Annotated in this window: 12 protein-coding genes; 7 read left to right on the forward strand and 5 right to left on the reverse strand. The window is 69.9% G+C overall.

What is annotated here, in order from left to right; genetic code table 11:
* Positions 1–27: 27 nt before the first annotated feature.
* Both LN251_RS18530 and LN251_RS18535 read right to left on the reverse strand, forming a co-directional pair.
* Positions 28–828, reverse strand: a complete 801-nt coding sequence (locus tag LN251_RS18530; protein ID WP_458245377.1) for a hypothetical protein — start codon at positions 826–828, stop codon at positions 28–30.
* 42 nt (positions 829–870) lie between these two features.
* Positions 871–1,185, reverse strand: coding sequence for a hypothetical protein (locus tag LN251_RS18535; protein ID WP_458245378.1), 315 nt, complete (start codon positions 1,183–1,185; stop codon positions 871–873).
* A gap of 109 nt (positions 1,186–1,294) precedes the next feature.
* On the opposite strand from LN251_RS18535, the gene LN251_RS18540 reads away from it, so the two are divergent.
* The 6 genes from LN251_RS18540 (at position 1,295) to LN251_RS18565 (ending at position 9,825) form a co-directional block, all read left to right on the forward strand.
* On the forward strand, positions 1,295–1,639 hold the full coding sequence (locus tag LN251_RS18540) for a hypothetical protein (RefSeq protein WP_058923565.1): 345 nt from the start codon (positions 1,295–1,297) through the stop codon (positions 1,637–1,639).
* 205 nt (positions 1,640–1,844) lie between these two features.
* Positions 1,845–3,110 carry a L,D-transpeptidase gene (locus LN251_RS18545; protein WP_458245379.1) on the forward strand — a complete coding sequence of 422 codons (1,266 nt, stop codon included), beginning with the start codon at positions 1,845–1,847 and terminating at the stop codon, positions 3,108–3,110.
* 152 nt (positions 3,111–3,262) lie between these two features.
* Positions 3,263–4,732 carry an ABC transporter permease gene (locus LN251_RS18550; RefSeq protein WP_458245380.1) on the forward strand — a complete coding sequence of 490 codons (1,470 nt, stop codon included), beginning with the start codon at positions 3,263–3,265 and terminating at the stop codon, positions 4,730–4,732.
* A 49-nt stretch (positions 4,733–4,781) separates the two neighbouring features.
* On the forward strand, positions 4,782–5,465 hold the full coding sequence (locus LN251_RS18555; protein ID WP_458245381.1) for an ABC transporter ATP-binding protein: 684 nt from the start codon (positions 4,782–4,784) through the stop codon (positions 5,463–5,465).
* 208 nt (positions 5,466–5,673) lie between these two features.
* Positions 5,674–8,970, forward strand: a complete 3,297-nt coding sequence (locus tag LN251_RS18560; RefSeq protein WP_458245382.1) for a S8 family peptidase — start codon at positions 5,674–5,676, stop codon at positions 8,968–8,970.
* 81 nt (positions 8,971–9,051) lie between these two features.
* Positions 9,052–9,825, forward strand: a complete 774-nt coding sequence (locus LN251_RS18565) for a globin domain-containing protein (protein WP_458245383.1) — start codon at positions 9,052–9,054, stop codon at positions 9,823–9,825.
* A gap of 35 nt (positions 9,826–9,860) precedes the next feature.
* Here LN251_RS18565 and LN251_RS18570 read toward each other — a convergent pair whose 3' ends face one another.
* Positions 9,861–10,793 (reverse strand): helix-turn-helix domain-containing protein, encoded by a 933-nt coding sequence (locus LN251_RS18570; protein WP_458245384.1) that lies wholly within the window; start codon positions 10,791–10,793, stop codon positions 9,861–9,863.
* Between the two features lie 191 nt (positions 10,794–10,984).
* Between LN251_RS18570 and LN251_RS18575 the strand changes: the two genes are divergently transcribed.
* A complete protein-coding gene (locus LN251_RS18575; RefSeq protein WP_458245385.1) occupies positions 10,985–12,025 on the forward strand; it encodes an NAD(P)-dependent alcohol dehydrogenase in 1,041 nt (346 codons plus the stop codon).
* 49 nt (positions 12,026–12,074) lie between these two features.
* Here the strand turns inward: LN251_RS18575 and LN251_RS18580 are convergent, their stop codons facing one another.
* On the reverse strand, positions 12,075–13,175 hold the full coding sequence (locus LN251_RS18580; RefSeq protein WP_458245386.1) for a serine hydrolase domain-containing protein: 1,101 nt from the start codon (positions 13,173–13,175) through the stop codon (positions 12,075–12,077).
* Positions 13,168–13,854 (reverse strand): hypothetical protein, encoded by a 687-nt coding sequence (locus LN251_RS18585; RefSeq protein ID WP_458245387.1) that lies wholly within the window; start codon positions 13,852–13,854, stop codon positions 13,168–13,170. Before LN251_RS18585 ends, LN251_RS18580 begins: the two co-directional genes overlap by 8 nt.
* Between the last annotated feature and the right edge of the window lie 5 nt (positions 13,855–13,859).

The following is a 13,859-nucleotide window of genomic DNA, read 5'->3' on the forward strand; positions in this document are numbered from 1 at the left end:
GCCCCGCCTCGGCGGGGCCCCGGTCCGTCACTTGAGCTTGGCCGCCTGAGCCTTGATCACCTCGGTGGGGATCGCGTACTCGCTCTTCTCGCCGGCCAGCGCGGCCAGGCTGATCGAGTAGTACGTGGCGATCGTGGACCCGTGCCGCACGACCTCGCCGTGCACGGTCTGCGTGTCGCCCTCGACCCTGCCGGTCACCTCGAACGCCACCGACCGCTCGCCGGTCCCGGAGGACTTCTCCCCGACGACCTTGGTGAACTTCTGCGTGTCCTGGCCCTTGGCGGCGATGGTGAACCCGCCCGCGCAGCCGGCGACCGCGTTCGACACGGACTTCATGGTCCGTGCGGCCCCGTCGCCGTCGTAGGAGGAGAGCGAGACGATCGTCATCGTCGAGCCCATGATGTCCTTGAGGCTCTTCTCCAGTTCCTCCAGGCTCTCGTCGGAGGTGCTCGTGGAGGAGGGCTTCTCGCTCTTCTCCGTCACCATGCGGTTGACGTAGGCGTTCTCGTCGTCGCCCGGCGCGAAACCGGTCAGGACGTAGGCCAGGGGCGCGCACTCGGCGTCGTTGACCGTCACCTCGTCCTTGGACGCGGCGAACTTCCCGCCCGCGCTCGCGGACTTGACGTCGTATCCGTCGAGGTCCGCCTCGGTCACGAGGAGCTTGCGCAGCTCGGTCGCGGTGTACGCCTTCGCGGCGGCGGTGGACGAGGAACCCTCGGCGTCCGAGGAGGCCGAGCCGGAGCTCCCGCCGCAACCGGTGACAAGGGCGAGCGACAGCGCGCTCACGGTGACCGTGGCGGCCCTGCGCACGCCCGATGATCTCTTCATGATCCGGACTATGAAGTCCACGCCAAGGAAGAGTCAAGTGAGTTAAAAGCCGAGGCGTTCCCGGCGGACCGAGTAGACGACGAAGCCGGCACCCAGCGTGAGGAAGAACGTCCCGCCGACGACGTACGGGGTGGTGTCGATGCTGCCGGTGTCGGCGAGCTGGGTGTCGTCCGCGACGGTGACGGCCTCGCTCTCGCCGAGCTGCGACGTGGCCCTGGCCTGCGTCGTCGTGACCGTCTCGGTCTGTGTTCTGTCCGGGCCGGCCTGGGTCGCGTTGGCGGACGGGACGAACCACAGGGCCGCCAGCAGGGTGCCTGCGGCGGTGGCGGTCAGCAACGGACGGCGAGCGGATGACACGGAATATCGATCCCCTTGTGGCGCTGGCGAATTGGCCGTGTGGAGCGATGTTAGTGAAAGGCGCGGGTCACGGGAAAGTCACGGGAGGTTTGAGTCGTACGCTCGCGCCATGAGCACTGAAGAGACATCACGTTTTGTCCGCCTTCGGGTGGAACTCGTCCTCGAGATCGGAGACGCCGAGGGCGTCACCAAGGCCGCGTTGCAGCGGATCGCCGGTGAGAGCGAGATGCCGGACGACGAACGCGCGCACGCCGAGGGCGCTGTGACGGAAGACACCGCGGAGGCGCTCGCGTATCTCGTCGATCCGTTCGACCTGGTCAACGCCGTGCCCGGGGTGGAGCTCGCGCAGGCCTCCTGGTCCAGCGAGGCCATCGACTACGACCCCGATTCGCCGGACTGGGACCTCGACGAGGATGATGTGGACGAAGACGACGAGGAGGACGGCGTCGGCTGAACGGCCCGGGCGCAGGGGACCCCGGTCGGCCGAGTGTCGTCCGGGGTTTCGTCGTCCCGCCCCGCTGGACGTGGTGTGCCCCACATGTCTCAGGCATGGGGAACGGGGGCGACCGGTCGTAGCGTTGATGTTCGTTGACGGCTGAAGTTCTGATTCAGCGGCTCGTCGACGGGGACTCTCGGGGTTCTGGGGAAAATCGGCAACGATGGAGAAGCGTGTGATGACGAACAGTAAGCGGCGCAGGGGCCTGACGGTCGCGTCCGCACTGCTCGGCGGGGTTCTGGTGCTCTCTGCCTGTTCCGGCGGCGGCGACGACGCCTCCGGCGGCAAGAGCAAGGACACCTCGCAGGCCAAGGCCGACGAGGCCGCCGCCAAGAAGACCTCCGAGGCCGACATCAAGATCACACCGAAGGACGGCTCGGACAACGCCTCCATCAACAACTCCGCCGCCGTCACGGTCAGCAAGGGCACGCTCACCGACGTGGCGATGACGACGGCGAACGGCACCGCGGTCCCCGGCACCCTGTCCGCCGACAAGACCAGCTGGAAGCCCAACGGCCAGCTGGAGCGCTCGACCACCTACAAGGTGGCGGCCACCGCGAAGGACGCCAAGGGCCTGGAGGCGCACGAGAACGCCTCCTTCACCACGGTCTCCCCGTCCAACAGCTTCATAGGCAACTTCACGCCGGAGGGCGGCTCGACCGTCGGCGTGGGCATGCCGGTGTCGATCAACTTCGACAAGGCCATCACCAACAAGGCCGCCGTCCAGAAGGGCATCACGGTCAGCTCCAGCAGCGGCCAAGAGGTCGTCGGGCACTGGTTCGGGGCCAACCGCCTCGACTTCCGCCCCGAGACCTACTGGAAGGAGAACTCCACCGTCACGCTGAAGCTCGCGCTCGACGGCGTCGAGGGCGCCCAGGGCGTCTACGGCGTGCAGCAGAAGACGGTCACCTTCCACATCGGCCGCAACCAGATCTCCTACGTCGACGCCAAGACGAAGCAGATGAAGGTCACCGAGGACGGAAAGGTCGTCAAGACCATCCCGATCTCGGCCGGTTCGCCGCAGAACAAGACCTACAACGGCATCATGGTGATGTCCGAGAAGTTCAAGGAGACGCGCATGAACGGCGCGACCGTGGGCTTCACCGACGACGACGGCAAGGGTGAGTACGACATCAAGGACGTGCCGCACGCCATCCGGCTCACCAACTCCGGCACCTTCCTGCACGGCAACTACTGGGGCGCGAAGTCCATCTTCGGCTCGGTGAACACCAGCCACGGCTGCGTCGGCCTGTCCGACACCAAGGGCGCCAACGACCCGAACACCGCGGCCTACTGGATGTACAGCCACTCGATCGTCGGTGACGTCGTGGTCGTCTCCAACACCGGCGACAAGACGGTGCAGCCGGACAACGGCCTCAACGGCTGGAACCTCAGCTGGGCGGACTGGAAGGCCGGTTCGGCCGTCTGACCCACAGGCCGTCCGACCCACAGGCCACGCACAGCCTTCCGATGCCGCCCCCAGGGGCGGCATCGGTGTTTCCGGGCCCTGTCACAGCCTTCTCATGCAGCTCTTATGGCTGCCTTATCCAGTCATCACGCGCCGTCCCTAGCTTGCGGCGCATGTTCTTCACCTACCTGAGGCGCGAACTGCGCCGCCGCAGAAAGGCGGCCCTCGTCGTCGCCTCCGGCCTCGCGCTGGGCATCGCGCTGGTCATCGTGGTCAACTCCGTGTCCAACGGCATGGGGAAGGCGCAGGACAAGGTCCTCCAGTCGCTCTACGGCCTCGGTACGGACATGACGGTCACCAAGGCGGCGACCCCGGCCGCGAGCGGCTCGCAGCAGCCGCGCTTCCAGTTCGACGCACGGGGCGACGACGACTCCACCCAGAGCAGCGACCGGGTCCGGGTGCAGGGCTTCACCACCCTGGCCTCCTCGACGGTTGGCAAGGTCGCCGGGCAGAGGGGCGTCTCGTCCGCGGTGGGCGGCCTGAGCCTCAACGTGGTCAAGGTCAGCGGGCAGTTCACCCGCGGCCAGTTCCAGCAGAACCAGAACTCCGGCGCCGGTCAGCGCTTCCCGGGCGGCAACGGCGGCGCGAGCGGCCAGCCGCAGGGTGAAGTGCGCGGCGGCGGCGCCGACTTCAGCCTCAACCAGTACACGGTCTACGGCACCGACGTCACCCGCACCGGCCTCGGCCCGCTGACCTCCTCGAAGATCACCAGCGGCCGGACCTTCAAGACGACGGAGACCGACGCCAAGGTCGTGATCGCCGACTCGGCGTACGCCAAGGAGAAGAAGTACAAGGTCGGTTCGACCGTCACCGTCAAGAGCGTCAAGTACAAGATCATCGGTATCGCGACCGCGGACAGCGGTGACGCGGCGGCCAACCTGTACATCCCGCTGCAGCAGGCGCAGACGCTGGCCGGTGAGAAGGACAAGGTCACCACGATCTACGTCAAGGCGGCCGACTCCCAGCGGATCGACTCCGTGAAGTCGGCCATCCAGAAGAACGTCTCCGGCACGACCGTCACGACGTCGACGGACCTCGCCAAGACCGTCTCCGGCTCCCTGTCCACGGCGTCCTCCCTCGCCACGAACGTCGGCAAGTGGCTGTCGATCGCCGTGCTGGTCGCCGCCTTCCTGGTCGCCGGTCTGCTGACCTCCTCGGCCGTCTCGCGCCGGGTGCGGGAGTTCGGCACGCTCAAGGCGCTGGGCTGGAAGTCGGGCCGGGTGACCCGGCAGGTGGTCGGCGAGGCCATGGTCAACGGGCTGCTGGGCGGTGCGCTGGGCATCGCGCTCGGACTGGCCGGCGCCTACGTCGTGACGTCCGTGAGCCCCACGCTGCAGGCCCAGCTGGGCGGGGGCGGCGGGAACGCGGGCGGCCCCGGTGGCGGGGGTCCCGGCGGGGGCTTCGGCGGGCCCGGACGGCAGGCCGCGAAGACCCTGGAGGTCGCCCTCACCGCGCCGGTGAGCGTGACGACCATCGTGCTGGCGGTGGCCCTCGCGGTGGCCGGCGGCCTGATCGCGGGCGCCTTCGGCGGCTGGCGCGCATCCCGGCTGCGCCCGGCGGACGCACTGCGCCGCGTCGAGTAGCGCACCACCACACGCGCCTCACCGACCCTCCTCCCTCTCAGGAGCCCCCATGTACGAACTCAGAAACGTCACCAAGCGCTACACCCGGGGCAAGGACACCGTCGACGCCCTCGACGGTGTGGACCTCTCCATCGCCGACGGGGACCGGCTGGTCATCCAAGGTCCCACCGGCGGCGGCAAGTCCACGCTGCTGCAGATGCTCGGCGGACTGGACCGGCCGACCGCGGGCGAGGTCAGCCTCGACGGCACCGACCTGGCCAAGCTCTCCGAGGCCCGGCTGACCAAGGTCCGCAGCGAGAACATCGGCTTCGTCTTCCAGAGCTTCAACCTGATCCCGACCCTCACCGCCCAGGAGAACGTCGAGACCGCCCTCGTACCGCTCGGGGTGAAGGTGAGGGACCGGCGCGAGAGGGCCGCCGAGGCGCTGCGGTCGGTCGGGCTCGGCGAGCGGCTCGGGCACCTGCCCTCCGAGATGTCCGGGGGACAGCAGCAGCGCGTCGCCATCGCCCGCGCGTTGGTCAAGCAGCCGAAGGTGCTCCTCGCCGACGAACCCACCGGCAACCTCGACGAGTCGATGCGCGACGAGATCATGGACGTACTGGAGCACATGTGGAAGGAGTTCGGGCTGACCTTCATCATGGTCACCCATGACTCCGCGATCGCGCGGAAGGCCCCGCGCGTGGCGACGATCCGCAAGGGGAAGCTCACTGTCAAGGAGAACGCAGGAGCGTAACTCGACGACTGAGTAACGGAGTTGGGCCCGCCGCGTAACAGTCGCCACGGCTCTCTCTCACCTTTCTCTCACCTATTGAGGTGGCAGATCACCCCCCGGCATACTCCGTGTCCCGGGGGGTGCGCGCAGGCGTACGAGACCACCCCCGACCGGGTGAACGGGGAATTCGCCCGGAACCTCATCTCCAGGGGGAGACTTGCGCAGACAAGTGAAAAGAGCATGCGCGGCCACCGTCGCCACGGCCGCCGCGGTGGCCCTGGCGGCGGGAATGACCAGCCCGGCGTCGGCGAAGACGGAGCGGCCCTCGACCGCCCCGCGGACTCAGCTCACGTCCAAGCACCGCATCACCCTGATCACCGGCGACCGCGTCCTGGTCGACTCCAAGGGCCGCGTCGTCGGCCTGGAGCGGGCCAAGGGGCGCGAGCACATTCCCGTCCAGATCCGCAAGGAGGCCGGGCACACGCTCGTCGTCCCGGCGGACGCGGTCCGGCTGGTCGCGGCCGGCAAGGTCGACCAGCGGCTGTTCGACATCACCGAACTCGGCAAGTCCGCGACCCGCAAGTCCCAGGCCAAGGGCCTGAAGGTCATCGTCGGCTACCAAGGCACGGCCACGGCCGCCAAGGCCGACGTACGGGACGCGGGAACCCTGCGGCGCACCCTGCGGTCCCTCAACGCCGACGCCGTGCAGACTCCGCAGAAGGAGACGCCCGAGCTGTGGGACGCCGTCACCGACGGCGGCAAGGCGGCCTCCGGCATCGCGCACGTCTGGCTCGACGGCACCCGCAGGGCCAGCCTCGACAAGTCCGTGCCGCAGATCGGCGCCCCCAAGGCGTGGGCGAAGGGCTACACCGGCAAGGGCGTCAAGATCGCCGTCCTGGACACCGGTGTCGACGCCACCCACCCGGACCTGAAGACCCAGGTCATCGCGTCCAAGAACTTCTCCGCCGCGGCCGACGCCACCGACCACTTCGGGCACGGCACGCACGTCGCCTCGATCGCGGCCGGCACCGGCGCCAAGTCGAACGGCAAGTACAAGGGCGTCGCCCCCGACGCCAAGATCCTCAACGGCAAGGTCCTCGACGACGAGGGAGGCGGCGACGACTCCGGCATCCTCGCCGGCATGGAGTGGGCGGCCGAGCAGGGCGCCGACGTCGTCAACCTCAGCCTCGGCGGCCAGGACACCCCCGGTATCGACCCGCTCGAGGCCGAGGTCAACAAGCTGTCCGAGGAGAAGGGCATCCTCTTCGCGATCGCCGCGGGCAACTCCGGCCCCGAGTCGGTCGGTTCGCCCGGCAGCGCCGCGGACGCCCTCACCGTCGGCGCGGTCGACGGCAAGGACAAGCTGGCCGACTTCTCCTCCACCGGCCCGACCGTCGACGGCGCCCTCAAGCCCGACGTCACCGCCCCCGGCGTGGACATCACCGCCGCAGCCGCCAAGGGCAGCGTCATCGACCAGGAGATCGGCGAGAACCCGCCCGGCTACCTGACCCTCTCCGGTACGTCGATGGCGACCCCGCACGTCGCGGGCGCGGCGGCGATCCTCAAGCAGGAGCACCCGGACTGGAGGTTCAGCGAGCTCAAGGGCGCGCTGACCGGCTCCGCGAAGGGCGGCAAGTACACGCCGTTCCAGCAGGGTTCGGGCCGTATCGCGGTCGACAGGGCCATCACCCAGTCCGTGATCGCCGACCCGGTGTCGGTCAGCTTCGGTGTGCAGCAGTGGCCGCACACCGACGACAAGCCGGTCACCAAGGAGCTGACCTACCGCAACCTCGGCACCAAGGACGTCACGCTGAGCCTCGCGGTCACCGCGACGAACCCCAAGGGCCAGGCGGCCCCCGCGGGCTTCTTCAAGCTCGGCGCGACCAAGGTCACCGTGCCCGCGGGCGGCAAGGCGTCGGTCGGCGTCACCGTCAACACCAAGCTGGGCGGCACGCTCGACGGCGCGTACTCCGCGTACGTGACGGCGAGCGGCGGCGGCCAGAGCGTCCGTACGGCCGCGGCCGTACAGCGCGAGGTCGAGTCGTACGACGTGAAGATCAAGCACATCGGGCGGGACGGAAAGCCCACCGGTGACTACAACACCGTCCTGTTCGGCTACTCGGGTCTCGCCGAGGGCCGCGGCTACCAGGTGAGCGTCGACGCCTCCGGTACCACCACGATGCGCGTGCCCAAGGGCAAGTACCTGCTGGACGCCTGGATCGCGAAGGACTTCGTGACGTTCGAGGGCGGCGTCGACTGGCTGGTCCAGCCGAGCCTGAACGTCACCAAGGACACCTCGGTGACGATCGACGCCCGCAGGACCAAGGCGGCCGACATCACCGTCCCGGACGCGGGAGCCAAGCAGCAGCTCGCTGTGATCGACTACTACTACGACGCCGCGGGCATCGGCCTGGGCCTCGGTCTGCAGTCCTTCGCCGACGTGCGCATGGCGCCCCTCGGCGGCGAGGTCCCGGGCCTGCAGCAGACCTGGAGCGGTCAGTGGACCAAGGGCGCGGACGCCGAGTACGACGCGGCCACCACCGCCAAGGTCAAGAAGATCACCGGTGACAAGGTCCGCCACTTCAAGGCCTCCGAGTTCGCCACGGTGAAGAACAACCTCGGCTCGGGCGCCCCCGGCAAGACCGGCGCGCTCACCCCGATGGGCGAGCTTCCCGGCGACGTGGTCATCGCCGGCCCCGTCGAGCAGACGCTGCCGGGCACCCGCACGATGTACGTCTCGACCGTCGACAAGGTCAAGTGGTCGTTCGACTTCGAGCAGTACAAGGGCCACGACGCGGACGGCCTGCCGATCCCGGAGGCGTACTACACACTCGGCCCCGCGCAGCTGTTCAAGGCCGGCCAGAAGTACACGAAGACCTTCAACACCGCGGTCTTCGGCCCGCACCTGAGCGCCGACTTCGGGCTCTTCCGCTACGGCGACAGCATCTACGGCTTCGTGCCGCTGTTCACCGACGGGGCGGGCCACGCCGGTTCCTCTGACTTCACCTCGGTGAAGACCACCCTGTACCGCAACGGCACCAAGATCGGCTCGAACGACGACCCGCTCTTCGGCAACAAGGACTTCACGGTCCCGGCCGGGCAGGCCGACTACAAGCTGACCACGTCGGTCCGGCGCGCCGCCGGCGTCGCGGGTGCCTCCACCCGCGTCGACGCCAGCTTCACCTTCCGCTCCAAGAAGCCGGCCGCCGACGACGTGGCCACGCTGGCCGCCTCCACCGCCCGCTTCAAGGCGGTCACCGGCCTGGACAACAAGGTCGAGCCCGGCAAGACGGTCACCGTCCCGGTGGCGGTCGAGGGCGCGGCCAAGGGCCGCAACCTCAAGTCGCTGACGGTCTACGTGTCCTACGACTCCGGCAAGACCTGGAAGAAGGTCTCCGTGGCCGGCGGCAAGATCAAGGTGAAGAACCCCGCCAAGGGCGCGTCCGTCTCCTTCCGGGCGAACATCACCGACAAGAAGAACAACAAGTCGTCGGTGACGATCTACGACGCCTACTACGGCAGGTGACCGAGCCCTCAACCAGTGAGCCGACAGCGAACGCCCGCCGGAGGTACCGCCTCCGGCGGGCGTTCGTGTTTCGGTGGGGGCATGACCACACAGACCGTCGAGTACATCCGCTACCGCATCCCGGAAGACCGCTCGGCGGAGTTCCTCGCCGCCTACACCCGGGCCGCGGCCGAACTGGCGGCCGCCCCGAGTTGCGTCGACTACGAACTCTCCCGCTGCGAGGACGACTTCGAGCACTACATCCTGCGCATCGTGTGGACCTCGACGCGGGACCACATGGAGGGCTTCCGGGACTCGGAGCTGTTCCCGCCCTTCCTCGCCGAGATCCGCCCGTACGTGGAGAACATCGAGGAGATGCGCCACTACAAGCCGACGGCGGTACGGGGCACGGGCTCGTCGCTGCCGACGCCGTACGAGTGGGCGGGCGGCGCCCCCGCCTTCTCCCGCCTGACCTCGGTCTTCTACGACAAGGTGCTCAAGGACGACCTCCTCGCGCCGCTCTTCGCCGACCTGCCCCCCGACCACGCCGAACACGTCGCCCTCTGGCTCGGCGAGGTCTTCGGGGGCCCGCCCGCCTACTCCCTCAATCTGGGCGGCCACGGCCACATGGTCGCCAGGCACGTCGGCAAGCACATCACCGAGCCGCAGCGGCGGCGCTGGGTGAACCTGATCCAGGACGCGGCGGACGACGCGGGCCTGCCCTCGGACGCCGAGTTCCGCTCGGCGTTCCTGGCCTACGTCGAGTGGGGCACCCGGCTCGCGGTGCACTTCTCCGCCGCGGACGCCACACCCCCGGCGCAGCAGCCGGTGCCGAAGTGGGGCTGGGGCGTGATGCCGCCGTACCGGGGGCAATGACCTGCGTCACCCGCGTCCGGCGTGGGCGGGACCGGTCACCGCTTGGGCGCCGCCGATCCCTTGCCCGCCCGGGTCGCGTCGGCGCCCCAGCTGGCCAGCAGGCGCAGTGCCTCCGCCGAGGGGGAGCCCGGTTCGGCGTGGTACGTGATCAGGGCCTGTCCGTCGTCGTCGGCCGGGCGGAACGACTCGAAGTTGAGGGTCAGATCGCCCACCAGCGGATGGTGCAGGTGCTTGAGGCCGTGCCCCTTCTCCTTCACGTCGTGCGTCGCCCACAGCCGCCGGAACTCCTCGCTCTTCACGGACAGCTCGCCGACCAGCGCCGACAGCCGCGGGTCGTCCGGGAAGCAGCCCGCCTCCATGCGCAGGAAGCTGACGATGTCGGACGCCTTCTGCTCCCACTCCACGAACAGCTCGCGATAGGCCGGGTTGAGGAAGACCAGGCGCGCCCAGTTGCGCTCCTGCACCGGCAGCTCGCCCCAGTCGCCGAACAGGGCGGCGGCCATCCGGTTCCAGGCGAGGATGTCCGAGTAGCGCCCCGAGACGTACGCCGGCACCCCGTCCAGGGTGTCCAGCAGCTGCCGCAGCGACCCGCGGACCGCCTGCGTCCGCGCGGGGGGCTTCTTCTTGTGCTGCTTCGGCTTCGCGAGGTGGGTGAGGTGGGAGTGCTCGGCGTCGGACAGCCGCAGCGCCCGGGCGATGGCGTCGAGGACCTCCGCCGAGACGTTGCGCCCGTTGCCCTGTTCCAGCCGGGTGTAGTACGCCACCGACACACCCGCCAACTGGGCCAGCTCCTCGCGCCGGAGCCCCGGCACCCGCCGGTGCCGTCCGAAGTCCGGCAGCCCCACGTCCTCCGGCTTCAGCCGGGCCCGCCGGGTCCGCAGGAACTCGCTGAGCTCGGCGCGCCGGTCGAGGGCCCCGCCGGTCACGCCCGCGGGCTCCGGTACGGCGTCGTCGGGGTAGTCGTCCATACGTCAAGGATGCATGGTCGTACGCTCACCAGCCTGACCCCGCCAGTGGTAGGCACAGCGGACGTACGCAAAGGCGTGGCCTGGGTGAAGCCCGATCTTCGGGGCACGCTGGACTGCGTGCCCGGACGGACCGACAGCCGGAACGTCGGACAGAAGGCAGCCGGGCACGGACCCCCCGAGGAGATTTCGGCATGACCACCGTTGCCGCGTACGCCGCACCCGCCGCCAAGGCTCCCCTGGAGCGCACCACCATCGAGCGCCGCGACGTCCGCGAGTTCGACGTCCTGATCGACATCAAGTTCGCCGGCATCTGCCACTCCGACATCCACCAGGCCCGCGAGGGCTGGGGCGAGGCGATCTTCCCGATGGTCCCCGGCCACGAGATCGCGGGCATCGTCTCCGAGGTCGGCCCCGGCGTCACCAAGTTCGCCGTCGGCGACCGCGTGGGCGTCGGCTGCCTGGTCGACTCCTGCCGCGAGTGCGACAACTGCAAGGCCGGCCTGGAGCAGTACTGCACCGGCGGCGGCGTCGGCACGTACAACGCCGTCGGCAAGGACGGCGAGCCCACCTACGGCGGCTACTCCGAGAAGATCGTCGTCGACGAGAACTACGTCGTCCGCATCCCCGACGCCCTGTCCCTGGACGTGGCCGCCCCGCTGCTGTGCGCCGGCATCACCACGTACTCCCCGCTGCGCCACTGGAACGCCGGCCCCGGCAAGAAGGTCGCGATCCTCGGCATGGGCGGCCTCGGCCACATGGGCGTCAAGATCGCGCACGCGCTGGGCGCCGAGGTCACGGTGCTCTCGCAGTCCCTGCGCAAGAAGGAGGACGGCCTCAAGCTGGGCGCCGACCACTACTACGCGACCAGCGACGAGAACACCTTCAAGGACCTCAAGGGCACCTTCGACCTGATCCTCTCCACGGTCTCCGCCCCGCTGGACCTGGACGCCTACCTGTCGCTGCTGCGCACGGACGGCGCCTTCGTGAACGTCGGCGCGCCCGAGGAGCCCGTCAAGCTCAACCTGTTCTCGGTGATCGGCGGCCGCAAGACCCTCGCCGGTTCCGGCATCGGCGGCATCCGCGAGACCCAGGAGATGCTGGACTTCTGTGCCGAGCACGGCTTCGGCGCCGAGATCGAGCTGATCGGCGCCGACCAGATCAACGAGGCGTACGAGCGGGTGCTCTCCAGCGACGTCCGCTACCGCTTCGTGATCGACGCGTCGACGATCTGACCGCGGTGCCCGTTCCCGTCCTCACCGCGGTGAGGACGGGAACCCGGTCTCAACCCCGCAGACCCGTCAGCCCGTCGTACGCGGACATGACGAGCTCCAGCCCCCGGTGGTCGGCGGCCGGTTCGCGCATCTGGTTGGTGACGTACGCGACCACCATCCGCGCCTCGGGCTCGATCATGACGAGCGAGCCGCCCCAGCCGCCCCACCCGTACGTACTGCCGAACAGCCCGTAGCCCAGCCCCCAGCGCACCGGCATCCCCAGCCGCAGGTCGTCCCCGCTGAACTGCTCCTCCCGGGCCCGCGCGCAGCCGGCCTCCGACAGCAGCCGCACCCCGCCCACGCTTCCCCCGCAGGCCGTCACCGACTGCACGAGGGCGACCGAACGGGCGTTGCCGAAGCCGCCGGCCGCGGGGATCAGCGCGCGCCGCCAGGCCACGCTGTTGCCGTCGCGGACCCGCAGGGCGGTCCCGGGGGCGGCCTCGTTGCCCGGCGCGCTCGCCGTGTAGTCCTCGTCCCGCCCCGGCGGCGGGACGGTGAGCGCGAGGCGTCCGTCGTGCTCGGCGCCCAGGCCCAGGTGGAAGTCGGCGCCCAGCGGCCCGGCCACCTCCTCGGCGAAGAACTCGCCCACACTGCGCCCGCTGATCCGCCGCACCACCTCGCCGACGAGGAACCCCTGGGTGAGTGAGTGGTACCCGGCCGCGGTGCCCGGCTCCCACCGCGGGGCCGACGCGGCGAGCCGTGCAGTGGCGGACGCCCAGTCGTACAGCTCCTCCACCGGGCCGTCCCAGTCGGGCAGCCCCGCGGTGTGCGCCAGCAGATGCCGTACCAGCACCTTCTCCTTGCCGAGCGCGGCGAACTCCGGCCAGTAGCGGGCCACGGGCGCGTCCAGGTCGAGCTCGCCGCGGTCGGCCAGGATCAGCGCGCACAGCGCCGTCATCGTCTTGGTCACGGAGTAGACGCCGACGAGCGTGTCCCGCTGCCAGGGCACCGTACGGCCGGCGTCCGCGAACCCGCCCCACACGTCCACGACGGGCTCCCCGTCCACGAACACCGCCACCGAGCCGCCGACGTCCCCGCCGTCCAGCAACTCGGCCAGCGCCCGGGGGACGGCGGTGAACAGGTCGTCGTACGAGCCCTCGATGTCAGCCATGCAAGGCATTACCCCGCATGGCCCCGCGCCGGGCAACCGAATTAGCCGACGGCACGGCCCGGGTCCACAGGGAGACGTCACTGCTCGTCGCCACGGCGAGGGTCTGCCCGGAGGGTGAGAAGCCCGCCGCCCTGAGTTCTGAGTGGCTGGAGTGGAAGAGGTGCCACCAGCGCTCGCCGTGCGGCCCGCTGTGCGGCAGTCCGCCGTCGACGGAGAGCAGGACCCGTTCGTGGGGCCAGGCGGGGACGACGACCTCGAGGGTCCAGCCGTCCGCGGTGGTGGTGTGCAGTCCTCCTCCGAAGAGCCCCGCGATGTGCACCCTGGTCCCGGCGACGGGGCCCAGCCCGGGGCAGGACAGATCGGCCGCCGTGTCCGGGGTGCTGTCCTCGGGGTCGGGATCGCGCTCGCGGGCGATCCTCTCTCCGGTGACGGCGTCGAAGAGACCGTGGCCGTCGTGCGAGACGACCATCACCAGGTCATGGCCGGTGCCGGGGTGCGAGGCGAACCCGATGCCGAGAAGCCCGCCGACCGCCGCGCAGGGGATGCGCCGCCAGGGTTCGGGCGCCGGCAGCACGGGGGCGGCCAGAAGCCGGTCCCGCATCTCCCGCTGATAGGCGGAGAGCGTCGGCTCGAGGTCCGGCCTCTCGGTCGGGGCCCTGCGCGCGGTCCACTTCTTCACGCGGT

Source organism: Streptomyces sp. MAI_2237, assembly GCF_054189285.1.